At 70.9% G+C, this 20,486-nt stretch carries 24 protein-coding genes, 1 pseudogene and 1 riboswitch; of the genes and pseudogenes, 18 read left to right on the top strand and 7 right to left on the bottom strand.

Annotation, left to right across the window (positions count from 1 at the left end):
• Positions 1-11 precede the first annotated feature (11 nt).
• Complete coding sequence (locus QE428_RS03475) at positions 12-503, bottom strand: hypothetical protein (protein WP_091357058.1); 492 nt, start codon at positions 501-503, stop codon at positions 12-14.
• Complete coding sequence (locus QE428_RS03470; RefSeq protein ID WP_091357055.1) at positions 500-1,957, bottom strand: flotillin family protein; 1,458 nt, start codon at positions 1,955-1,957, stop codon at positions 500-502. The genes QE428_RS03475 and QE428_RS03470 overlap by 4 nt, the downstream gene beginning before the upstream one ends.
• 124 nt (positions 1,958-2,081) lie before the next feature.
• Here QE428_RS03470 and QE428_RS03465 point away from each other — a divergent pair, with 124 nt between their 5' ends.
• Complete coding sequence (locus tag QE428_RS03465; protein ID WP_065571031.1) at positions 2,082-2,453, top strand: DUF4870 domain-containing protein; 372 nt, start codon at positions 2,082-2,084, stop codon at positions 2,451-2,453.
• Positions 2,454-2,569: 116 nt separating this feature from the next.
• Positions 2,570-3,959: pseudogene (locus tag QE428_RS03460) on the top strand (glycine--tRNA ligase).
• An 84-nt stretch (positions 3,960-4,043) separates the two neighbouring features.
• On the opposite strand, the gene QE428_RS03455 reads toward QE428_RS03460, so the two are convergent.
• Positions 4,044-4,619 (bottom strand): HhH-GPD-type base excision DNA repair protein, encoded by a 576-nt coding sequence (locus tag QE428_RS03455; protein WP_307463069.1) that lies wholly within the window; start codon positions 4,617-4,619, stop codon positions 4,044-4,046.
• 51 nt (positions 4,620-4,670) lie between these two features.
• Between QE428_RS03455 and QE428_RS03450 the strand changes: the two genes are divergently transcribed.
• From QE428_RS03450 to QE428_RS03415, 8 genes are all read left to right on the top strand, one after another.
• Positions 4,671-6,092, top strand: a complete 1,422-nt coding sequence (locus tag QE428_RS03450; RefSeq protein WP_307463067.1) for an NAD(P)/FAD-dependent oxidoreductase — start codon at positions 4,671-4,673, stop codon at positions 6,090-6,092.
• Between the two features lie 88 nt (positions 6,093-6,180).
• Complete coding sequence (locus QE428_RS03445) at positions 6,181-6,606, top strand: hypothetical protein (RefSeq protein WP_091357044.1); 426 nt, start codon at positions 6,181-6,183, stop codon at positions 6,604-6,606.
• Complete coding sequence (locus QE428_RS03440; RefSeq protein WP_091357041.1) at positions 6,603-7,013, top strand: phage holin family protein; 411 nt, start codon at positions 6,603-6,605, stop codon at positions 7,011-7,013. Before QE428_RS03445 ends, QE428_RS03440 begins: the two co-directional genes overlap by 4 nt.
• The gene (locus QE428_RS03435; RefSeq protein WP_307463061.1) at positions 7,003-7,269 is read left to right on the top strand and encodes a hypothetical protein; all 267 of its coding nucleotides are present in this window, start codon (positions 7,003-7,005) and stop codon (positions 7,267-7,269) included. Before QE428_RS03440 ends, QE428_RS03435 begins: the two co-directional genes overlap by 11 nt.
• A 169-nt stretch (positions 7,270-7,438) precedes the next feature.
• Positions 7,439-8,266: a uroporphyrinogen-III synthase gene (locus tag QE428_RS03430; protein WP_091357036.1), complete on the top strand. Its 828-nt coding sequence runs from the start codon at positions 7,439-7,441 to the stop codon at positions 8,264-8,266.
• 72 nt (positions 8,267-8,338) lie between these two features.
• On the top strand, positions 8,339-8,815 hold the full coding sequence (locus QE428_RS03425; protein WP_133399178.1) for a hypothetical protein: 477 nt from the start codon (positions 8,339-8,341) through the stop codon (positions 8,813-8,815).
• 51 nt (positions 8,816-8,866) lie between these two features.
• Positions 8,867-9,928, top strand: coding sequence for an enoyl-CoA hydratase/isomerase family protein (locus QE428_RS03420; RefSeq protein ID WP_307463058.1), 1,062 nt, complete (start codon positions 8,867-8,869; stop codon positions 9,926-9,928).
• Between the two features lies 1 nt (position 9,929).
• On the top strand, positions 9,930-10,862 hold the full coding sequence (locus QE428_RS03415; RefSeq protein WP_307463054.1) for a DnaJ domain-containing protein: 933 nt from the start codon (positions 9,930-9,932) through the stop codon (positions 10,860-10,862).
• Between the two features lie 9 nt (positions 10,863-10,871).
• On the opposite strand, the gene QE428_RS03410 is transcribed toward QE428_RS03415, so the two are convergent.
• On the bottom strand, positions 10,872-12,227 hold the full coding sequence (locus QE428_RS03410) for a D-alanyl-D-alanine carboxypeptidase family protein (protein ID WP_307463051.1): 1,356 nt from the start codon (positions 12,225-12,227) through the stop codon (positions 10,872-10,874).
• A 38-nt stretch (positions 12,228-12,265) separates the two neighbouring features.
• Positions 12,266-12,375, top strand: a riboswitch (TPP riboswitch).
• Between QE428_RS03410 and QE428_RS03405 the strand changes: the two genes are divergently transcribed.
• The 3 genes from QE428_RS03405 to QE428_RS03395 all read left to right on the top strand — a co-directional run bounded on the left by QE428_RS03405 (position 12,370) and on the right by QE428_RS03395 (position 15,251).
• Complete coding sequence (locus tag QE428_RS03405) at positions 12,370-13,008, top strand: ECF transporter S component (protein WP_133399182.1); 639 nt, start codon at positions 12,370-12,372, stop codon at positions 13,006-13,008. Its footprint overlaps the riboswitch before it by 6 nt.
• Before the next feature lie 3 nt (positions 13,009-13,011).
• Complete coding sequence (locus tag QE428_RS03400) at positions 13,012-14,466, top strand: ABC transporter ATP-binding protein (protein ID WP_307463043.1); 1,455 nt, start codon at positions 13,012-13,014, stop codon at positions 14,464-14,466.
• On the top strand, positions 14,463-15,251 hold the full coding sequence (locus QE428_RS03395; protein WP_091357017.1) for an energy-coupling factor transporter transmembrane protein EcfT: 789 nt from the start codon (positions 14,463-14,465) through the stop codon (positions 15,249-15,251). Before QE428_RS03400 ends, QE428_RS03395 begins: the two co-directional genes overlap by 4 nt.
• A gap of 15 nt (positions 15,252-15,266) precedes the next feature.
• Here the strand turns inward: QE428_RS03395 and QE428_RS03390 are convergent, their stop codons facing one another.
• Positions 15,267-15,770, bottom strand: a complete 504-nt coding sequence (locus QE428_RS03390; RefSeq protein ID WP_091357016.1) for a GNAT family N-acetyltransferase — start codon at positions 15,768-15,770, stop codon at positions 15,267-15,269.
• A 9-nt stretch (positions 15,771-15,779) separates the two neighbouring features.
• Entirely contained in the window at positions 15,780-16,184 is a 405-nt protein-coding gene (locus QE428_RS03385; protein WP_307463039.1) for an MmcQ/YjbR family DNA-binding protein, read from the bottom strand.
• Positions 16,185-16,237: 53 nt separating this feature from the next.
• Between QE428_RS03385 and QE428_RS03380 the strand changes: the two genes are divergently transcribed.
• Complete coding sequence (locus QE428_RS03380) at positions 16,238-16,585, top strand: hypothetical protein (protein WP_307463036.1); 348 nt, start codon at positions 16,238-16,240, stop codon at positions 16,583-16,585.
• 19 nt (positions 16,586-16,604) lie between these two features.
• The gene (locus QE428_RS03375; RefSeq protein ID WP_307463034.1) at positions 16,605-17,126 is read left to right on the top strand and encodes a hypothetical protein; all 522 of its coding nucleotides are present in this window, start codon (positions 16,605-16,607) and stop codon (positions 17,124-17,126) included.
• Between the two features lie 25 nt (positions 17,127-17,151).
• Here QE428_RS03375 and QE428_RS03370 read toward each other — a convergent pair whose 3' ends face one another.
• Positions 17,152-17,877 (bottom strand): aminoglycoside 3'-phosphotransferase, encoded by a 726-nt coding sequence (locus QE428_RS03370; RefSeq protein WP_307463031.1) that lies wholly within the window; start codon positions 17,875-17,877, stop codon positions 17,152-17,154.
• 131 nt (positions 17,878-18,008) lie between these two features.
• Between QE428_RS03370 and QE428_RS03365 the strand changes: the two genes are divergently transcribed.
• Genes QE428_RS03365 through QE428_RS03355 form a run of 3 tightly spaced genes read left to right on the top strand, consistent with a single transcriptional unit; the run spans position 18,009 to position 20,398 of the window.
• Positions 18,009-18,770 carry an SDR family NAD(P)-dependent oxidoreductase gene (locus QE428_RS03365; RefSeq protein ID WP_133399187.1) on the top strand — a complete coding sequence of 254 codons (762 nt, stop codon included), beginning with the start codon at positions 18,009-18,011 and terminating at the stop codon, positions 18,768-18,770.
• 11 nt (positions 18,771-18,781) lie between these two features.
• The gene (locus QE428_RS03360) at positions 18,782-19,552 is read left to right on the top strand and encodes an enoyl-CoA hydratase/isomerase family protein (RefSeq protein WP_307463027.1); all 771 of its coding nucleotides are present in this window, start codon (positions 18,782-18,784) and stop codon (positions 19,550-19,552) included.
• 15 nt (positions 19,553-19,567) lie between these two features.
• A complete protein-coding gene (locus QE428_RS03355; RefSeq protein ID WP_307463025.1) occupies positions 19,568-20,398 on the top strand; it encodes an NAD(P)-dependent oxidoreductase in 831 nt (276 codons plus the stop codon).
• Positions 20,399-20,486 lie beyond the last annotated feature (88 nt).

Raw genomic sequence — 20,486 nt, 5'->3', positions numbered from 1 at the left:
GAGTGGGGACGTCAGCGCGAGCAGACGGCGCGCAGATGCGCGACGTCCTCCTCCGACAGGAGTGCGCGAGGCATCACGGCCACAGGTCCCAGAGTGGACCCGACCTTCAGCAGGAGGGCGTCGCCGGCGGCATCCACCCGGCGGAACGCGCTGAAGCGGATCTCACTCGTCCCGAGCGCGGACGTGGCGACCAGGGAGTCGGCGGTCAGCGCTGCGGTCGGGGCGGAGCCGACGGGGTACGCGCGGTGGATGGAGGAGTGGACCGCCATCCACGACACGATCACGACGACGCTGAGCAGGATCACCATGACGATTCCGATCCACGCCGCGCCGTCGCTGCCGGTCAGGGTGAGGAGGATGCTGAGCACGACGATCAGCGCAGTGAGGATCATCAGCACGATCCACGAGGGGCGCGTCAGCTGCCAACGGAGGAATCCGCGCGCCAGGCGGGAGGCCAGCTGCTCGTCGACGACGAGCGACCGGCCTCCCTCCGGCGTGTTCACACGGCGTCCGGAGACGGTGCGTCGGCGGGAGCGGCCGTCTCAGCGGCGGACGCCGGCTCTGCCGTCCGACGGCGCAGCGGCGCGGCATCCTGCTCGTTCTGCAGCCCCTGTTCGTTCTGCAATCCCTGGGCGATGCCGCGGCCGGTGGCCTGGCCCTGGATGATCCCGCGGAGGTCGATGCCGGTCGCCGCCTGAACGGCGTCGAACGTGGCGCGCATGCTCGAGGCGCTCTCGCCGGCGATGTGGCTCGAGGCCCCTTCGCCGCCGAGCACCGTGATCGAGCCGACCTTGTCGAAGCCGCGGGCGAACTCGGTCATCAGCGGCACGAGCGACTCGATCGCACGCTGCGCGAGCAGCGCCTGCTGGTTCTCGGCGAGCGCGCGTGCCTCGGCCGTGAGGGCCGCAGCGCGTGCTTCACCCTCGAGTCGCACGGCGGCGGCGTCGGCCTCGGCGCGCAGGCGCGTGGCCTCGGCTTCCTGAGCCGCGATCCGCGCCCGGGCCTCAGCGGCCTTGACCTGCGTGTACGCGTCTGCGTCGGCCGAGCGCTCACGCTCGTAGAGCGACGCGTCGGCGACCTTCTTGACGTCGGCGTCGAGCTGCGCCTGACGGTTCTCGGCCTGCTGCAGGAGGACGGCCTGCTCTCGCTCGGCGCGGGCGAGGGCCTCGGCCTGCTCCGCCTCGGCGCGGGCACGACCGACCTCGGCCGCGGCCGCGGCGGAGTTCTTGTCGTACGCCGTCTGCTCGATGAGGTTCGCCTCGTCGGTGGCGATCTGGCGCGCCTTGACCTCGCGGGCCGCGTTGATGCGGGCGACCTCGGCCTCGCGGCGGACGCGCTCCACCTCGGTCGCACCGAGGGCGTCGATGTAGCCGTTCTTGTCGGTGACGCCCTGGATCTGGAACGAGTCGAGGATGAGGCCCTGCGACAGCAGGTCGCTCTTGATGCCGTCGGCGATCTGATCCGACAGCTTCTGCCGGTCGTTCATGAGCTGCTCGACGGTCAGGGTCGCCACGACACCGCGGAGCGCGCCCTCGAGCTGCTCGGTGGTGAACTGCTCGATCGCGCCGTCCTGCGAGAGGAAGCGCTCGGCCGCACGCCGGACGAGTTCGGGGTCCGAACCGATCTTGACGAGGGCGACACCGCTCACGTTGACCGTGACGCCGGTGGATGACTGGGCTGTCGGCTCCATCTTGATCTGCCGCGCGCGCAGCGAGATCATCTCGGCGCGCTGCGTCAGCGGGTTGACGAGCGCGCCGCCGCCGGTGATGACCGAGATGCGCGACGAGTCGCCCGACGCGTTCTTCTGGTTCCGTCCGACGATGACGAGCGCCTGGTCGGCCTTGGCGACCTTGTACCAGGCCCGCAGCACGACCATGAAGATGATGATGAAGACGATGACGGCGACGACGGCGATCGCGCCGATGACGACTGCCCCGCCCGTGACGAGTGCGTCCATATGTGATTCCCCCGAGTCTCGATGTCTGTATGCGGCACGGTGAACATGCCCGCTACGAACGTATCGGTTACTCCAGCCGCGTGACGAGGTCGGTCACCAGCCGGCGGACCTTTACGCTGGCGCCATGACGATGCCCCCGCCTCCTCAGCCGCCCTACGCCGTCGCCCCGCCTCTCAGCCCGCAGGACGAGAAGCTCTGGGCGACTCTCGCGCACCTCGGCGGCATCATCTTCTCCCCGTGGGGTGCCCTGATCATCTACCTGGTCTTCCGCGAGCGCGGGCCGTTCGTCCGCGCGCACAGTGCAGCGGCGCTGAATTTCCAGCTGACGATGATCATCGCCTCGTTGATCTGCATCCCGCTGATGTTCGTCTTCATCGGGTTCATCCTCCTGGCCGCTGTCGGCGTCTACGCCCTCGTTATCGAGGTCGTCGCCGCCGTGAAAGCGAACCAGGGGCAGTGGTACACGCCGCCTCTCAGCATCCGCTTCGTCTCCTGATCGTCGCCGTCCGGCCACGCCGGATCGGCCGGGGCGCCCCGATAGACTGACGGATGCCGCGCGCTGCGGCATCCGCGCTCTCGCGCACCCTCTTCACAACGACCATTGGAGCCACCGTGGCCGAGCAGTCCCGTCTCGACAAAGTCATCGCCCTCGCCCGTCACCGCGGGTTCGTCTTCCAGGCGGGCGAGATCTACGGCGGGTCGCGGTCGGCGTGGGACTACGGCCCCCTCGGCACCGAGCTCAAGGAGAACATCCGTCGTCAGTGGTGGCAGACGTTCGTCCGCGGGCGCGGCGACATGGTCGGCCTCGACTCCTCGGTGATCCTGCCCAAGCGCGTGTGGGAGGCCTCGGGCCACGTCGCCACCTTCAGCGACCCGCTCGTCGAGTGCCTGCAGTGCCACAAGCGCTTCCGTGAGGACACGCTCATCGAGGACTTCGAGGCCCGCAAGGGCCGCAAGGCCGAGAACGGTCTCGGCGACATCCCGTGCCCGAACTGCGGCACGAAGGGCCAGTACACCGAGCCCAAGTCGTTCTCGGGTCTCGTGAAGACCTACCTCGGCGTCGTCGACGACGAGAGCGGCCTGCACTTCCTGCGTCCCGAGACCGCGCAAGGCATCTTCGTCAACTTCTCGAACGTCCTCACCGCATCGCGCAAGAAGCCCCCGTTCGGCATCGGCCAGGTCGGCAAGGCGTTCCGCAACGAGATCACGCCCGGCAACTTCATCTTCCGCACGCGCGAGTTCGAGCAGATGGAGATCGAGTTCTTCACGCCCCCCCGCCGAGGCGGGCGAGTGGTTCGATCACTGGGTCGAGGCGTGCTGGAACTGGTTCATCGACCTCGGCATCGACCCCGAGAACATGCGGCAGTTCGACGTGCCGAAGGAGGACCGCGCCCACTACTCGGCCGGCACCATCGACGTCGAGTACCGGTTCGGCTTCACGGGCAAGGAGTGGGGCGAGCTCATGGGTGTCGCCAACCGCACCGACTTCGACCTGTCGAGCCACATCGAGGCGTCCGGGCAGAAGCTCGCGTACTTCGACCAGGCATCCGGTGAGACCTACGTCCCGTACGTCATCGAGCCGTCCTTCGGTCTGACGCGGGCCATGATGGCCTTCCTCGTCGACGCGTACCGCGAGGAGGAGGTGCCGAACGCGAAGGGCGGCACCGACACCCGTACGGTCCTCGGCCTCGACCCGCGCCTCGCGCCCGTCAAGGTCGCCGTGCTTCCGCTGAGCCGGAACGAGCGCCTGTCGCCGCTGGCGCGCAAGGTGGCCGACGACCTGCGCGCGAACGGCTGGAACGTCGACTTCGACGACGCCGGTGCGATCGGTCGCCGCTACCGCCGTCAGGACGAGATCGGTACGCCGTTCTGCGTCACGGTCGACTTCGACTCGCTCGACGACGACGCCGTCACGATCCGCGACCGCGACTCGATGGCGCAGGAGCGCGTCGCCTTGTCCGAGCTGCACTCGTACCTCGCCCCGCGTCTGCGCGGCGCCTGACCAGAAGGCTCCAGGGACACGAACGGTCGCCGCGGCAAGGTATCCGCGACGTCTGACGTCCCTGGAGGGGTCGACCGTGCGGGTTCAGCCCTTCTCGGCCTTCGCCGCCGCCTTCGCAGCCCGCTTGTGCTCGCGCACCTTCGTGAGGGATTCGGGCGAGACGATGTCGGCGACCGAGCGGAACGAACCCTCGTCGCCGTAGGCGCCGGCGGCTTCTCGCCAGCCCTCACCCGTGTATCCGTACTGCTTGCCGAGGAGCGCGAGGAAGATGCGCGCCTTCTGGTCACCGAACCCCGGGAGTGCCTTCAGACGCTTCAGGACCGTGCGGCCGTCGGGCTCGCCCTGGGTCCACAGCGCGGCGGCGTCCCCGCCCCAGTCGTCGACCAGGGTCTGGCAGAGAGCCTGCACGCGTCCGGCCATGGAGCCGGGGAAGCGGTGGACGGCGGGGGTCTGGCTGAACGAGGCGGCGAACTCCTCGGGGTCGGCGGCCGCGATCTGCGCGGCGTTCAGACCGCCCGTCCGCTCGCGGATCTTCAGCGGACCGGCGAAAGCGGTCTCCATCGCGATCTGCTGATCGAGCAGCATCCCGATCAGCAGGGCGAGCGGTTCGTCGGTGAGGAGCGCGTCGGCGGCCTCGTCGCCGGTGATGTGAAGGGCCATGACTCCATGTTCCCACCGTCCGCCCCGTGACCGTGGGGGAGGATGGAGGGCATGAGTTCCGACGCTGCCACCGACTTGATCTCGCAGGCGCGCCGCGCGCGCGTCGCCGTCGTCGGCGGCGGCATCGCCGGTCTCGTCGCGGCGCTGCAGTGCGCCAAGGTCGGCATCTCTGTGACGCTGTTCGAGTCCTCCGACCGGCTCGGCGGGATCGTCGCATCCGCGGACCTCGACGGTCGGATGACGGATGTCGCCGCCGACGGCTTCCGCGTCGCCCCGGGAGCCCTCGCCGAGCTCATCGACGAGCTGGGGCTGCAGGACTCCGTCGTCCCCGCGCGGGATGCCGACACCTGGGTCGCCGGTCCGTACGGCGTCGCACCGCTGCCGGCAGCGTCGATCCTCGGCATCCCGGCCAACCCGTTCGACGCCCGCGTGACCCGGATCATCGGCGCGCGCGGATCGTGGCGCGCGTACGTCGATCGTCTGCGACCGCCGCTGACGATCGGAGCCGAGCGCAACCTCGGCGCCCTCGTCCGCACGCGCATGGGGTCCCGGGTCCTCGATCGGATGGTCGCGCCGTTGACGTACGGCGTCCACGGAGTACCGCCCGAGCAGGTCGACGTCGACCGCGCCGCGCGCGGCCTCAACTCGGCACTCACCCGGACGGGCTCTTTGTCCGGAGCCGTCGCCCAGCAGCTCCCCGACACGGATGCCGCTTCCCGTCCCTCCCGCGCGACCATCGACGGCGGCATGTCGGCGTTCGTCGATGCGCTCGCGCAACGTCTGGCCGACCTCGAGGTCGATGTCCGCACCGGTACCGAGGCCGGCTCGCTCGCTCCCGCGGGATCCGGGTGGTCGGTGTCGTGGAACGCCGGCGACGAGAGCGGGGATCTCGAGGTCGATGCCGTGATCGTCGCGACCCCGGAGCGTCCCGCGCGGCGCCTGCTCGCACCCCATGTGGGCGGCCTCGACGGCGCGCCCCTCTCTCCAGACGACGTCGACGTCGTGACCCTCGTGCTCGACGATCCTTCCCTCGATACCCGGCCGCGAGGTCATGCGCTCTACGCCGTACCGGGCGAGGCCGCAGCCCTCGCGGTCGTGCACGCGACCGCGACCTGGCCGCACGCGGCCGGCGACCCGCACGTCGTGCGGGTGACGCTCCCCGCGAGCGGGGAGCCGGATGCCGCCGCGATCGCCACGGCGACGGCGGCGGTGCGCGAGCTCCTCGGCGTCGACGCTCCCACCGTTCGCGCCGCGCATCGAGCGCGGTGGCCCCGCGCCCTGCCCTCCTCGGCGCTGTCGCCGGCGCGCGACGATGCGCGCCGCGCCGCCCGGACGAACGAGCGTCTGGGTGTCGTCGGCGCCTGGATCGACGGCACCGGCCTCGCGAGGGTCGCGGCCGACGCGAAGACCGAGGCGGAACGCATCCGATCGGGGCTGCTGTGGCATGCCGACGGCGAGGGTGCCTCGACCTGAGCCCCCTGTCAAGGGTGGATGCCGCGAACGGAATGCGCCGATACGCTGGGTGCTCGGCACCACATCGCTTCGAACGTGAGGAATCGCCATGAAGGGCAAGATCGGAATCGTCGTCGGACTCACCGCCGGCTACGTCCTCGGGGCCCGCGCGGGCCGTCAGCGCTACGAGCAGATCAAGGACGCGTACCTGCGCGTGTACAACACACCTGCCGTCCAGAAGCAGGTCGACAAGGTCACGGAGTTCGGCAAGTCGGCCGCCTTCGCGCTGCCGAGCGTCCTGTGGAACGGCGCCGTCAAGGTCACCCGGGCCGCGACGACATCGGGCACGCCCGGCGAGAAGCTCGACGCGGCGCTCGACGCATCCAAGGATGCGGCCGACGACGTGAAGGATGCCGCCGAGACCACCGCCGACGCCGTGTCGAGCTCCGCGAAGAAGGCGACGGGCGGTTCGTCGTCGACCCGCAGCTCCGGCTCGACCGGCGGCTCCCGCAAGAAGTCCTCGTCCGCGTCATGAGCACGCCCCGCGGATTCCGGGATCGGCGCGACGAGAGCCTCCTCGGCCTCGTCGGTGAGCTGCCCGAGCTCGTCAAGAACCTGATCGTCGCCGAGATCAACGCGGCGAAGGCGTGGGCGACCCGCACGGGTAAGGATGCCGGCGTCGTCGCGCTGTGGTTCGTCCTCGCGCTGTTCTTCCTCTTCTGGACGCTGCCGGCGATCGGCGCGTTCACCATCATCGGGCTCTCGTCGTGGATGGCGCCGTGGCTGGCATCCCTCATCCTCGTCGTGCTCGGACTGCTGCTCGTCGTCATCGCCGCGCTCCTCGGATTCCTGAGGGTCCGGCGCATGAAGAATCGTGAGAACCCCGCGAAGGCCCTGTCGACCGACGCCCGAATCGTGAAGGAAGTGGCCGATGAGTTTTGATCTCCCCCGCACCGCCGTCCCGCTCGGGATCACCGACCCCGTCGAGCGCGCCCGCGCCGAGCTGAAGGCGGCTCTGGTCGCCATCGAAGAGAAGGCGAACGTCCCCAAGCGGGCGGCGCACGCCACCCGCCGCGCCAAGGTGTCGGCTCGCGAGTTCGCGGACCGCAACCCGACGGGTGCAGCGATCGCGGCCGTGGGTGCTGCCGTGGCCGTGGGTCTTCTCGTCTGGGGCGCCGTTCGCCTCTACACCCGCTGACGTCCCACCGCGTCGCCGGTGCCGACGCCGGGGGTATGCTCGGTTCAGGCAGCGGCGATGGCGCGATTGCTGCCGACGACACGGTCCCGAACGTGCGCGATCGCGCGCATTCTGCTGAGCGTCGGCCGTCTCGCGCAGGGGCGGCCGCCGCCTACACGAGAGTCGAACCATGAACACATCCGCTGCGACAGCACCGAAGCCCCTCAAGGGCTGGCGTGTGCTGGTTCCGCGCGGAGGTCCGTGGGGCGACAGCGTCGCCGCTGCGCTGCGTGCGCAGGGGGCGACACCCGTCATCGCGCCGCTCATCAACTTCGCTCCGTCCGAGGATCCGACGGACCTCGAGTCCGCACTCCGCGACCTCGCCGCCGGTGCCTTCGACTGGGTGACTCTGACGAGCTCGACCACGGTCGACGTCCTGCATGCCTATCGCGCTGTGATCCCCCATTCGACCCGGGTCGCCGCGGTCGGCGAGACGACCGCCGCGGCTCTGGGCGCGGTGGGATACCGGGTTGATCTGGTGCCCGAGGACGACAACTCCGCGGCCGGAATGGCCGCGCAGCTCATCGCGCTCGAGGAGACCCCGACTCGCGTCCTGACCCTGCGCAGCGAGCTTGCGAAGCCGGTCCTGACCCGTCTCCTCGAGGAGGCGGGGCACGACGTGCGCAGTGTCATCGCGTACCGGACGGTGGGCGTCCCCGTGACCGAGAAGGTGGCGACCGACGTGCGGTCGGGACGTATCAACGCCATCCTCGTCACGAGCGGATCGGTCGCCGAGCAGGTGCACGAGCAGTTCCCCGAGATCCCGGAGTCGACCGTCATCGCGGCGATCGGGCCCCGCACCGCCAAGGATGCGCGTCGCGCTGGGCTCGGCGTGAGCGTCACCGCGAAGGAGCAGACGGTCGCAGGGCTCATCTCCGCCGTCGGCCAGTTCCCCCTTCCCCACGCGATCGACGAGCTCGCGCCTCCGACCGGCTCGTTCCCCCGCATCCAGGGCTGAGTCCCGTGGTCGAGACCGGATCGTTGTGGCCTCGGCATCCGTCTCACGGGAGCTGTTTGGCAGACTGAATCCATGGTGACGCTGCTGCTCGATTCGTCGCGACTGGAGGTCGCGCTCTCCGCCACGGAGCGCGTGCTGGCATTCCGGAAGGATGCCGTCAGGGTCGAGCGAGCGCACATCACGAAGGTGCAGCTCGTCGACGACCCGTGGTCGTGGTTGCGCGGCGTCCCGAACCCCGGCACGGTCGTCCCGCGGACGGTCGCGATGGGGGTCTGGCGCTCCGCCGGCGGCGACGACTTCGTGCTCGTGCGGCGACGTCGTCCCTCGGTCGTGATCGATCTCGAAGGCGATCCGGAGTTCCAGCGGCTCGTGCTCACCACGCGCCACGGGTTGGCGCTCGTCCAGGCGCTGCGGCTCGAGGGCGAGGACGAGCCCGTGGACGTCGTCCAGCTCGTGACGACCGAGATCCCGGTGCAGGACGGGGATGCCGCCGCCAGCCCGTCCGGGCGGACGCCCCGTCGTCGCGCACCGCGACCCGCCCAGGCCTGACCGGCTCCGCTCTCGGCCGCTCCTGGGGAGTCGCCCGGTAACGTTGCCCGGGTGAGTGAACGCCCGGCATCCCGTCTGCTCGTCCGCGCGGAGGGAAGCGTGGGACGCGTCACGCTCGATCGACCCGAGGCGATCAACGCCGTCGACCACGGCATGATCCGCGGGATCGCGGAGGCGCTCGACCGCTGGGAGCACCACCCCGACATCCGTCTCGTCCTCCTCGACGGCGCGGGCGATCGCGGGTTCTGCGCCGGCGGCGACGTCCGCACCCTTCGGGAGCAGATCCTCGCGGGGGATGCCGAGGCGGCCATGGGCTTCTTCCGCGACGAGTACGCGCTCAACGCCCGCATCGCCGAGTATCCGAAGCAGATCGTCGTCTTCGCCGACGGCGTCACGATGGGCGGCGGCATCGGGCTGGCCGGTCACGCCTCGGTCCGCATCGTGACCGAGCGCTCTCGCTTGGCCATGCCCGAGACGCGCATCGGCTTCACCCCCGACGTCGGCGGGTCGTGGCTGCTCGCACACGCGCCCGGGCGGACCGGCGAGTTCCTCGCGCTGACGGGCGGGACGATGGATGCCGCCGACGCGATCTACGCGGGGTTCGCCGACCACCTCGTCCCCGCCGACCGGCTGGACGACGTCCGCCACGCGCTCGTGACCCGTGCCGACCCCGACACCCCGACCGAGATCGCGATGCTGTTCGACGAGACCCCCGAGCCGGCGCGCCTCGCCGCCGCGCGCGAATGGATCGACGACGCCTTCGCCGCAGCGTCCGTGCCCGAGATCATCGCCCGCCTGCGGGAGCGTTCCGAACCGGATGCCGGGGCCACCGCCGACCTGCTCGAGGCTCAGGCGCCGACGGCCCTCACGGTGACCCTCGCCGCCGTGCGGTCGGCGCGGGGACTCCCGGATCTCCGAGCGGCGCTCGCGCAGGAGTATGCGCTCGTCGAGTGGTTCGGTCGGACCCAGCCCGATCTCGTGGAGGGCATCCGCGCGCAACTCGTCGACAAGGACCGCTCGCCGCGCTGGCAGCCCGCGACCCTCGCAGACGTCCCCGCCGACACCGCCGAGCGGGCGCTGTCGTTCACCCCGACCGCCCCGCTCTGGAGCTGACGTGTTCGACAGTCCCCTTTCCGCCTCGGCGTACGACGTCCTCGGGGTGTCCACCGACGCCAGTGACGACGACCTCCGAAAGGCGTACCGCCTGCGCCTGCGACAGACGCACCCAGATACCGGCGGAGACGCCGCCGAGTTCGTCCGCGTGCAGCGTGCATGGGAGCTCGTCGGGACGGCCGCAGCGCGTGCGGTGTACGACCGCGGTCACGGATTCACCGAGACTCTCTCGTACGCCCCCGACGCCGACGCCCCGCAGTGGCGCCCGCACGCCCGCCAGGCCGACACCCGGCCGCGCGCCCGGTCGTTCGGCCAGCCCGGAGGGTGGCGTCGGGAGCGCTACCTCGACCTGATCCGCGAATGGGCGGGACGCGGTGTCGACCTGCCCGACCCCTACGACCCGGCGCTCGTGCGGAGCGCTCCGCACGAGGTGCGCCGGCTGCTCGCGGACGCGCTCGCCGAAGAAGCGACGGCCCGCATCGTCGCCGAACTCGGCATGGGCTACACGGTGTGGCACGACGTCGCTGCCGATCCGCGCGACCCCGACATCAAGCTCGATCACATCGTGCTCGGACCGAGCGGACTCTACGCCGTGCTCTCGGAGGATTTCGGGGCTCCCGTCCGCACCCGCCGCGGCGAACTCGAGGGTGACGCCGTCGTCGGGTCGCCGGTCGCGCAGCTCGTGCTCGCCGCGCGCGGACTCGGGAGAGGCGCGAAGGTGAAGTTCAGTGCGGCCCTCGTCGTCCTGCCGGACGACGACGTCGCCATGGCGATCGAGGAGCTCGGCAAGGTGAAGGGACTCCCCGTCGCCGTCCTCGCCCGCAGCGCGCTGGCGACGGTGCTGCGTCGCGGGGTCAGCGGGGCACGTGAGATCGGCGGCAACGAGCTGTTCGACGTCCGGACCCGGCTGCAGCAGACCGTCCGCTTCGCCTGATCGCGATCATCAGCCGCCGATCCTGGTCAACTCGATCGGATGGGTCAGACGCCACCAGGCGTCCGGGCCGGGCAGGGCCTTCTCGATCGTGACGGGAACCTGGGCCTCGCCGGTGGGTCCCGTCACCGTGAGCGTGCCCGCCTCCGACCCTGCGGTCGCGTCCGCGTCGACGTCGAACGAGGTGGTGCTCTCGGCCGTCGCACCGTTCCACAGCAGGAGCGACGCATCCTTCTCGGTGAGGAGCCGGCTCGTCGCACCCCAGGCGGTCGTGACCTCGCCGACCACCGTCCCCGCGGAGAGCGTCGACGGCGTCTCGGCTTCGGCGGCGACCGCGTCCAGCAGACGCTCCGTCTCTTCGAGGCGCGCGCTGCTGGTGGGCTGGCCGGTGACGGCGGCGAAGACCGTCAGCGGGGCGCCGTTCGCATCGACCCGCTTCGCGGCGATGAGGTTGTTGTACCCGGCGAAACTCCCGGTCTTCAGCCCGACGACTCCGTCGACGCCGAGGAGCGCGTTCGTGTTCTCGAACGATCCGGCACCGGGCAACTCCGCGGTCTTGGTGCCGACGATCTCCGCGATGACGGGGTTCTCCATCGCCTTCTCCGCGAGCGCCACCATGGCCGACGGGGTCGCGACGTTGTCGCGGCCGTAACCGGAGGCATCCGTCACCGTGATGCCGTCCAGCCCGTTCTCTCCGAGCCACGAGTTCGCCGCCGACGCGTAGTCGTCGACGGACCCGAATGCGTCGGTCGCGAGGCGGTTCGCGTAGTTGCTGGCCGACGCCATGAGCATGCCCTGGAGCATCTGGTACTCCGTGAGGGAGCCGTCGTCGGGCACGTTCAGGGCCGACTGGTTCTGCGAGACGTAGCGCCAGTACTCCTGCCGGTCCGCGAAGGTGAAGTCGTAGGCGGGCCCCTGCTCGCCGGTGGTCAGCGGCTTCCGGTCGAGGACCACGAGCGCGGTGACGAGCTTGGCGGTGCTCGCCATCTGCACGCGATCATCCGACGAGGTCGCCGATCGGAACCCGTCGACGCCGACGGCGGCTTCTCCCTCCGCCGGCCACGCGATGGAGCTCGCGGCGCCCGACAGTCGGGGGGCTTCGCCCGCCTTCGCCGTCACCTCGACGGAGGACAGCGGCCACAGCAGCATCGCGCCGGAGTACGCCCCAGCCAGCACGAATACGACGAGGACAGGGATGCCGATGATGCGGGCGCGGACGCGGCGACGGCGCCGCAGGGGCGGCAGCAGGTCGTAGGCGGCCGTCGAGGTGGGCGCAGCGACGGCGGATCGACCGTCGGCATCCACCCAGCCGAGGGCCACCCGGCCTCCCGTGGAGAGCGTGCGGGTAGCGGCGTCGTCCACGGTCACCGGACCACGGTAGCGCGCCCGGGCTGTGGCTATACTCGAGCCACAACCACGGGAGTCCGGTGAGCCGGGCTGAGAGGAAGCGATCCACGCTTCGACCGTCGAACCTGATCCGGATCATGCCGGCGCAGGGAGGAGAGAGACAATGCACGCTGTCGCGTCCACATCCACCTCGGCCGAGCGGGCCGTCGGCCAGACCGGTCGCTTCCGCTGGCGGGTCATCGACATCGTCGTGGCCTCGGTCCTCGGCGTCGCATCCGGCCTCATCTTCCTGCTGTGGAACATCGGTTACATCGGGCCGAAGACGCTTCTCGAGCCGCTGCTCCCGGGCCTCCAAGGCCTCCTCGACGGGCCGTGGCTGTTCGCCGGGGTGCTCGGTGCGCTCATCATCCGCAAGCCGGGCGCGGCCATCTACACCGAAACCCTCGCGGCCGTCGTCTCGGCGCTCGTCGGCAACGCGTGGGGAGGGTTCCTCACGATCGAGGCAGGGCTCGTTCAGGGCCTCGGCGCCGAACTGATCGTGCTGCTCTTCCTCTACCGCCGATTCAGCCTTCCCGTCGCGATCCTCGCGGGTGCGGGAGCGGCGCTCGCCGGCGGCATCAACAACCTCGTCCTCTGGTACGCCGGTGCGGACGCCGCGTTCACCGCGGTCTACCTCGCCTCCACCGTCGTCTCGGGTGCCGTTGTCGCGGGAGCCCTCTCCTGGTTCCTCGCACGAGGGCTCGCGGCCACCGGCGCTCTCGACCGATTCGCCATTGGACGCGAAGCGCGCAGCCGTGTGTGAGGCATGACGCATCCTGCACGGGTCGAGGTCAGAGGTTGGGGCTGGCGTCATGCATCCCGCAACGCGTGGGCCGTCCGCGGTGTGGACCTCACGATCGCACCGGGGGAACGCGTCCTCCTCCTCGGCGCGTCCGGCGCCGGCAAGTCCACGCTCCTCCACGGCCTCGCCGGCGTTCTCGGGGGAGCTGACGAGGGCGAGGTCGAGGGTGAGATCCTCCTCGACGGCGCCCGCGCCGCCGATCAGCGCGGCCGCGCCGGGCTCGTCCTGCAGGACCCCGACTCGCAGGTGATCCTCGCGCGCGTCGGTGACGACGTGGCGTTCGGGTGCGAGAACCTCGGGGTCCCGCGCGACCAGATCTGGCCCCGCGTCGAGATGGCGCTGGGCGCCGTGGGACTCGACGTCCCCCGGGATCGCCCGACGAAAGCGCTGTCCGGGGGACAGAAGCAGCGACTCGCTCTCGCCGGCGTGGTCGCGATGCAGCCCGGGCTGGTGCTCCTCGACGAGCCGACAGCCAACCTCGATCCCGGCGGTGTCGAAGAGGTCCGTGACGCGGTCGCGGCCATGCTGCAGGCGCATCCCGCGACCCTCGTCGTGATCGAGCACCGTGTCGACGTGTGGTTGCCGCTGGTGGACCGCGTCATCGTGCTCGGCGGGCACGATGACGCAGGCGTGGTCGCCGACGGTACGCCGGCGGAAGTTCTCGGATCGCTCGGTGACAGCCTCGCGCAGGCAGGAGTGTGGGTGCCGGGGCATCCGCCTGTCGAACCTGCTCCGCCGGTCGCCGAGTCCGGCCAAACTCTGCTGACCACCCGTGGACTTGCGGTCCAGCGCGTCGCCGGGCATCCGGTCGCGACCGGCCTCGACCTCGACGTGCGGGCGGGTGAGGTGCTCGCGGTGACCGGCCCGAACGGCGCGGGGAAGTCGACGCTCGGGCTGACGCTCGCCGGGCTCCTGCCGCCGGCTGCGGAAGAGGTCGTCGCCGAGGAGGTCCTCGCCGACGGCGCCGGCCCGCACCCGATCCGGTGGTCGTCCCGAGACCTCCTCACGCGCATCGGTACGGTGTTCCAGGATCCCGAGCATCAGTTCCTCGCTCGGACCGTGCGCGATGAGCTGGAGATCGGCCCGAAGGCGCTGGGCCTGGCGGAGGCGGAGACGAGATCGATCGTCGACGACCTCCTCGAGAGGATGCGGCTGACGCGACTCGCGGCCGCGAACCCCTACACGTTGTCGGGCGGGGAGAAGCGTCGGCTCACGGTCGCCTCGATGCTGGCGACGGCGCCGCGGATGCTCATCCTGGACGAGCCGACGTTCGGACAGGATGCGGTGACGTGGTCCCGTCTGATCGGCCTCCTCGCCGATCTCCGCGACGCGGGGTCGGCGGTCGTCATCGTGACCCACGACCTGGACGCCGTCCGCGCGTTGCATGCCCGCGAGGTTCGGCTGGGCGGTGACCGGTGACCCTTCTCGACGGCCAGGCGAGGACCGGCACGGTCGCCCGCATCAACCCGGTGGCGAAGCTCGCGGCCAGTGGCCTCGTCGCGATCCCGCTCGTGTTCACGCTGGATTGGGTCTCGGCCGCCGTCGCGCTCGTCCTCGAGTGTCTCCTCATCCCGTTCGCCGGCCTGCGCTGGGGGGAGTTCTGGCGACGGACCTGGCCGGTCTGGCTCGCGGCGCCGCTGACGGCCGTCACCATCGCTCTGTACGGAGAGGCCGGCGGTCGCGTCTACGTCGAGTGGCTGCTCATCCGCGTCAGTGACGGTTCGCTCGAACTCGCCGCCGCGACCCTCCTCCGCGTGCTCGCGGTGGCTCTGCCGTCCGTGGTCCTGTTCATCACCGTGGACCCCACCGACCTCGCCGACGGGCTGGCGCAGATCGTGCGTCTGCCTGCGCGATTCGTCCTCGGCGCCTTGGCCGGTCTCCGGATGATCGGTCTCTTCGTCGATGACTGGCGTTCGCTGGAGCTCGCCCGTCGGGCGCGCGGGGTCGCTGATCGAGGCCGGCTGAGGCGGTTCGCGGGGATGGCCTTCGCCCTCCTGGTGCTGTCGATCCGACGGGGCTCGAAGCTCGCGACGGCCATGGAGGCCCGCGGATTCGGTGCGCCCGGGCGCCGCACGTGGGCGCGCACGTCGACCTTCGGCGCTCGCGAGTGGGTGCTTGTCGGGATCGGTGCAGGCATCGCGGGGGTCGCGATCGTCGCCGCTGTCCTCGCGGGGACCTGGAACTTCATCCTCGGCCCGTCCTGACCGCGCGGGAGTGAATCAGAAGGCGTAGGCGAAGCAGATCGAGCGCGGCATCGTCTCGGCGTACGGCTCGTAGACGGGGATGCGGGTGAACCCCAGCGACTCGTACAGGGCGACCGATTCGGGCTGCGGGATGCCGGTCTGCAGGATGACGCGACCGGCGCCGCCCGTGCGGGCACGGTCCAGGGCGGCGCTCATGAGGGCACGCGCGATGCCGCGGCCCCGGGCCGCGGCGGTCACGACGAGGCGCTTGATCTCCCACTCGTCTCTGAGGCGCCGGAGGATGACGTGGCCGGTGGGAGTGCCGTCGGCATCCACCGCGATGAGGGTCGCGACGATCTCGTCGGGATGCATCGCGAGAGCGCGAGATCGTGCGGTGCGGCGTTCGACCGGTTCGTCGCCGTGGAACCCGTCGTAGCGAGCGCCGAGGTCGGCATCCAGCTCGTCGCGGAGCAGCTTGGCGCGCGGGTCGTCCCACGCGACCTCGAGAAGGCGGAACCCGGTGCTCGTCCGTTCACTCACCGGACGAGCCTAAGCGCCCCCCGGGTCGTCGAGGCGGCGAACGAGGCGCGAAGGCGCCGTCCGCCTATACGAGGCGTCGAGGAGTTCAGCGAGCTCGGTCTCGTCGAGGTCGGCGAGGTCGATCCCGAGCCACCCCGACGGTCCGAGGTACGCGGGGGTCCAGAAGCGCAGGTCCTGGCGCAGGGCCGGTTCGTCGGCGGCATCCGGCAGGACCATCACCGCGGTGTCGTGGCGTTCGAACTCGCCCGGGCCACGGCGCACGGACCCGCCGAAGTACGCGAAGACCTTCGTGGTGAAGAACGCCGGACGTCCGTGACTGACCTTCTCCTGCGCCTCGGGCAAGGCGAGCGCATGTCTGCGGACGACGGCCAGCAGGGGATCGTCGTCGCGGAACATCACCGGGTGCTCAGCCACGGGCTTCATCATGGCGCGGACTCGTATGCGCCGCGACTGGTAGCGTCCGCGGTATGACCATCGGCACCGTGCCTCCGCCCGCGCGTCGCATCGGCGCGGGCGCGGTCCTGGCCGTCGCCGTCCTGCAGGTGGTCGCGATCGTCGTGACTGTCGTGCTCTGGTTCTTCTACACCGTTTTCGCCGGTGGAGCGTGCGCGCCATCGTGTGACTGGGCGACAGCGGATGCCGCGGGCACGCTCTTCGTCTCGGCGATAGCCGCGAGCATCCTCGTGACCGTGACCGCGGCGATCGTCGCCCGGCGGACCGGTCGGGACTTCGCGTGGGTCCCCCTCGCCTCGACCGCCCTCGTCATCGCCGGCTACTGCGCCGCGGCGGCGGTGTTCGACACTGCGATGCGCTGACGCGATGAGGTCGAGTCGGGTGAAGAGGGCGCGAACGGATGCCGAGGGGTGGGCGCGCGACGCTCTGCGCGAGCTGACGGCGGGGGCCGGCGACTATGCGCAGGCCGACCTCGATGAGCTGACGCGGTTGCGCCGGTCGGACGATCTGGCCGAACTCAGCATCGAGATGTTCGCCGCCATCATGGGAGTGCTCGTCCACGATGGCGGCGCGGCGGTGTCAGCGAGGCTCGACGTCCCACTCGACATCGATGCGGCAGAGCCCCTCGTCGACGTCGGCGATCTCCTCGCCGCGGCCGTCTGGCCCCCGAACAGGCGCGGTCGCGCGATTCCCGGATTTCTCCTCGAGCGTTTTCCCGGACACGAGACCACCACCCGCGGTGACCTCACCGTGCGCGCTCTCGATGCGGTCGAGATTCATGGGCGTGCGGTCCTGCGCCGATACGTCTTCCGGCACGACGGGGAAGAGCGCTACCACTCGCTCGTCCTGAGCTTTTCGCAGCTCCCCGTCCTGCGGGAGGTGTCGGTCCCGCTCCGCGGTTGAGTCGACACTGCGATGAGGTGAACCCTCAGGTGGCGTTCCAGAGGTCGCGGTAGTACGCGAGGCGTTCCTCGTCCGGCTCGACACCGTACGCCTCGAGCAGCAGGCCGTCCCAGCCGGGACCGTAGTTCCAGCCGGTGCTCATCGCGGCGACGGCGATGTCGCCCCATCGATCGCCCAAGCCGAGCTGGCCCATGTCCACGTGACCGCTCCATCGGCCGTCGTCGCCGATGAGCGTGTTGGGGGCGCACGCGTCGCCGTGGCAGACGACGAGCTGCTCGATCGGTGGACCCTCGCGAAGTACGGCCGGCACGACCACACCACGCTGCGCCGCGTTCGCGACCCGGGAGGGCACGGTCCAGTCGAACGGGCAGGATGCCACGGGCAGACTCTCGTGCAGTGCGCGAAGGCCCTCGCCGATCGCCCGGACCGCCGTCTCGGGGCGCGCCACCCAGTCGGGGTGCACGGCCGAGAGCCCGGCGATCGCTCTGGTGACGAGCCACTCGGTCTCACCGTCGTCGCCTTGCTCGACGACGGTCGGCACGCGGAGGTACGGGGCTGCCCATGCGAGCCGCTCCGCCTCGTCGGCCATCGAGGTCTCGAGGTGGACCGGCCCGACCTTGATGTACCGCTCGTCGTCGGTGCGCAGCGTCAGCCCGCCGAGCTGGTTCGTCCAGACCGGTGTCAGTGTCGCCCCGCGCGCCAGCCGGCGCGCGATCGGTGGCACCGGAGCGTCGGGCAGCGGAATCGACATCGCTCCATCCTGCCGTCGTCGGCACCGGTTTGTCGTTCCCGCCGCGCGAGAGGGCTAGCCTGGAGGCATCCCATTGCAGTGGCACCCAGTCGCGCCCTGCGTGGGACCCGATACCGTTCGAAGGAGAGCGCATGGACATCGCCGGAGCATCCGCCCTCGTCACCGGGGGAGCCAGCGGCCTCGGGCTCGCCACCGCCCGCCGCCTCGCGGCGCAGGGCGCGCACGTCGTCGTCGTCGACCTGCCGTCATCCGCGGGCGCCGAGATCGCGGCAGAGCTCGGCGGCACCTTCGCGGCCGCCGATGTGACGGATGCCGCACAGGTCGAGGCCGCCGTGGCCGCGGCATCCGCCGTCGCACCGCTGCGCGTCGCCGTGAACTGCGCCGGCATCGCGCCGCCCGCGAAGGTGCTCGCCCGGGACGGCTCGCCGAACCCGGTCGCGGACTTCGAGCGGATCATCCGCATCAACCTCATCGGGACGTACACCGTCATCGCGCATGCAGCGGCGGCGATGGCCGCGACCGAACCCACGGCATCCGGGGACCGCGGCGTCATCGTGAACACGGCCTCCGTCGCCGCCTTCGACGGGCAGATCGGCCAGCCCGCGTACTCGGCAAGCAAGGGCGGCGTGCACGCGATGACCCTGCCGATCGCGCGCGAGCTGGCTCGCTCCGGCATCCGCGTCTGCACGATCGCGCCCGGGATCATGGAGACCCCGATGCTCGCGGGCCTCCCCGAAGCCGCGCAGGAGTCGCTCGGGCAGCAGGTGCCCTACCCGGCGCGACTAGGCAGGCCGGATGAGTATGCGGCGCTTGTGGAGCACATCGTCGAGAACGGTTACCTCAACGGTGAGACGATCCGTCTGGACGGCTCGATCCGCATGGCACCGAAGTGAGTGGAGACGCGATGAGTGACACGATCCTGCTGCAGCGCGATGGCGCGCTCGCCCGGCTGACCTTCAGCCGCCCGGCGTCGCTGAACGCGATGGACTTCGAGATGGGCAGGCGCTGGCGCGACCTGGCGCACGAGCTTACGAGCGATGGCACGGTCGGAGCGATCGTGCTGGATGCCGCTGGCCCCGCGTTCTGCGCTGGCGGCGACGTCGTGCAGATGGCGACCTCCGGCGGCAGTGGCAGCACGATCACCGAGATGGCCGGGGTGATCCACGACGGCATCCGGACCTTCGTCGAGTCATCGATCCCGATGGTCGCCTCGGTGCAGGGCGCCGTCGCCGGCGGCGGACTCGGCCTGATGCTGACGGCCGACTACGTCGTGGCCGCGCCGCGGGCCGTCTTCGTCAGCAAGTACGCGAACATCGGGCTGACGCCCGACCTCGGCGTCTCGACGCTGCTGCCGGCCGCCATCGGGCAGCGCCGCGCGCTGCAGCTGCTGCTCACCGACACGACGATCGATGCCGCCACGGCGCTCGACTGGGGGCTCGTGGCCGAGGTCGTCGATCAGCCGGGCGACCGCGCCGAGCAGATCGCGCGGGCCTGGCTCGACGGCGCGAGCGGCGCGTTCGGGCAGGCGAAGCGCCTGGTCCGCACGGGTGCCCACCGGCCGTTCGCCGACAACCTCGACGATGAGGCCCGCACGATCGGTGCCGCGTTCGACACCGACGACTCGAAGACCCGCGTCGCCGCTTTCGCCGCGGCATCCCGGTCCCGTCGTTCCTGATCCCCTGGAGAACCCATGACCCTCGCCGGAAAGACCATCCTCATGTCGGGCGGCAGCCGCGGCATCGGCCTCGCGATCGCCCTGCGCGCCGCGCGCGACGGTGCGAACATCGCCCTGCTCGCCAAGACCGACGCCCCGCATCCCAAGCTCGAGGGCACCGTCCACTCGGCGGCCGAGCAGATCCGCGCGGCCGGCGGGCAGGCGCTCCCCATCGTCGGCGACGTCCGCGAGGACGGCGACATCACCGAGGCCGTCCTGAAGACGCAGGGCGAGTTCGGCGGGATCGACATCGTCGTCAACAACGCCTCGGTCATCGACCTGTCGGGCTCGCTCGAGCTCGCGGCGAAGAAGTACGACCTCATGCAGGACGTCAACGTGCGCGGCACGTTCATGCTCTCGCGGGCGGCGCTCCCGATGCTGACGGATGCCGCGAACCCCCACATCCTGTCGCTGTCGCCGCCCCTCAACCTGTCGCCGAAATGGCTCGGGGCGCACACCGGGTACACGCTCGCCAAGTACGGCATGACGATGGCGACCCTCGGCATGGCCGCGGAGTTCGCGAAGGACGGCGTCGCCGCGAACACCCTGTGGCCGCAGACGACGATCGCGACGGCCGCCGTGCAGTTCGCCCTCGGCGGCGATCGCATGATGAAGGTCAGCCGAACCCCCGAGGTCTACGCCGACGCGGCGTACGAGGTGCTCTGCAAGCCCGCCCGCGACTACACCGGCCAGACGCTGATCGTCGAGGACGTGCTGCGCGAGGCGGGCGTCACCGACTTCTCTCGCTACGCGGCGACGCCGGGGACGCCCGACACCGAGCTGTTCCCCGACATCTTCCTCGACTGACCCGTTCGCGGGTGCAGGGTTTCGGCCCGACACGCCGTCGACGGCGGGCGGATGCCGGGGTGTCGCGCCCGATCCATTGCGTCCGCGT

It is taken from the genome of Microbacterium sp. SORGH_AS_0505 (assembly GCF_030818715.1).
Lineage (GTDB): Bacteria > Actinomycetota > Actinomycetes > Actinomycetales > Microbacteriaceae > Microbacterium.
Note: the sequence above shows the minus strand (reverse complement) of the source record. Positions and strands in the feature narration are given on the sequence as shown.

Bases quoted from the DNA above. Each gene is read 5' to 3' on its own strand.
- QE428_RS03470 (WP_091357055.1), bottom strand. From the start codon at position 1,957: ATGGACGCACTCGTCACGGGCGGGGCAGTCGTCATCGGCGCGATCGCC.
- QE428_RS03465 (WP_065571031.1), top strand. From the start codon at position 2,082: ATGACGATGCCCCCGCCTCCTCAGCCGCCCTACGCCGTCGCCCCGCCT.
- QE428_RS03455 (WP_307463069.1), bottom strand. From the start codon at position 4,619: ATGGCCCTTCACATCACCGGCGACGAGGCCGCCGACGCGCTCCTCACC.
- QE428_RS03450 (WP_307463067.1), top strand. From the start codon at position 4,671: ATGAGTTCCGACGCTGCCACCGACTTGATCTCGCAGGCGCGCCGCGCG.
- QE428_RS03445 (WP_091357044.1), top strand. From the start codon at position 6,181: ATGAAGGGCAAGATCGGAATCGTCGTCGGACTCACCGCCGGCTACGTC.
- QE428_RS03440 (WP_091357041.1), top strand. From the start codon at position 6,603: ATGAGCACGCCCCGCGGATTCCGGGATCGGCGCGACGAGAGCCTCCTC.
- QE428_RS03435 (WP_307463061.1), top strand. From the start codon at position 7,003: ATGAGTTTTGATCTCCCCCGCACCGCCGTCCCGCTCGGGATCACCGAC.
- QE428_RS03430 (WP_091357036.1), top strand. From the start codon at position 7,439: ATGAACACATCCGCTGCGACAGCACCGAAGCCCCTCAAGGGCTGGCGT.
- QE428_RS03425 (WP_133399178.1), top strand. From the start codon at position 8,339: ATGGTGACGCTGCTGCTCGATTCGTCGCGACTGGAGGTCGCGCTCTCC.
- QE428_RS03405 (WP_133399182.1), top strand. From the start codon at position 12,370: ATGCACGCTGTCGCGTCCACATCCACCTCGGCCGAGCGGGCCGTCGGC.
- QE428_RS03400 (WP_307463043.1), top strand. From the start codon at position 13,012: ATGACGCATCCTGCACGGGTCGAGGTCAGAGGTTGGGGCTGGCGTCAT.
- QE428_RS03380 (WP_307463036.1), top strand. From the start codon at position 16,238: ATGACCATCGGCACCGTGCCTCCGCCCGCGCGTCGCATCGGCGCGGGC.
- QE428_RS03370 (WP_307463031.1), bottom strand. From the start codon at position 17,877: ATGTCGATTCCGCTGCCCGACGCTCCGGTGCCACCGATCGCGCGCCGG.
- QE428_RS03365 (WP_133399187.1), top strand. From the start codon at position 18,009: ATGGACATCGCCGGAGCATCCGCCCTCGTCACCGGGGGAGCCAGCGGC.
- QE428_RS03360 (WP_307463027.1), top strand. From the start codon at position 18,782: ATGAGTGACACGATCCTGCTGCAGCGCGATGGCGCGCTCGCCCGGCTG.
- QE428_RS03355 (WP_307463025.1), top strand. From the start codon at position 19,568: ATGACCCTCGCCGGAAAGACCATCCTCATGTCGGGCGGCAGCCGCGGC.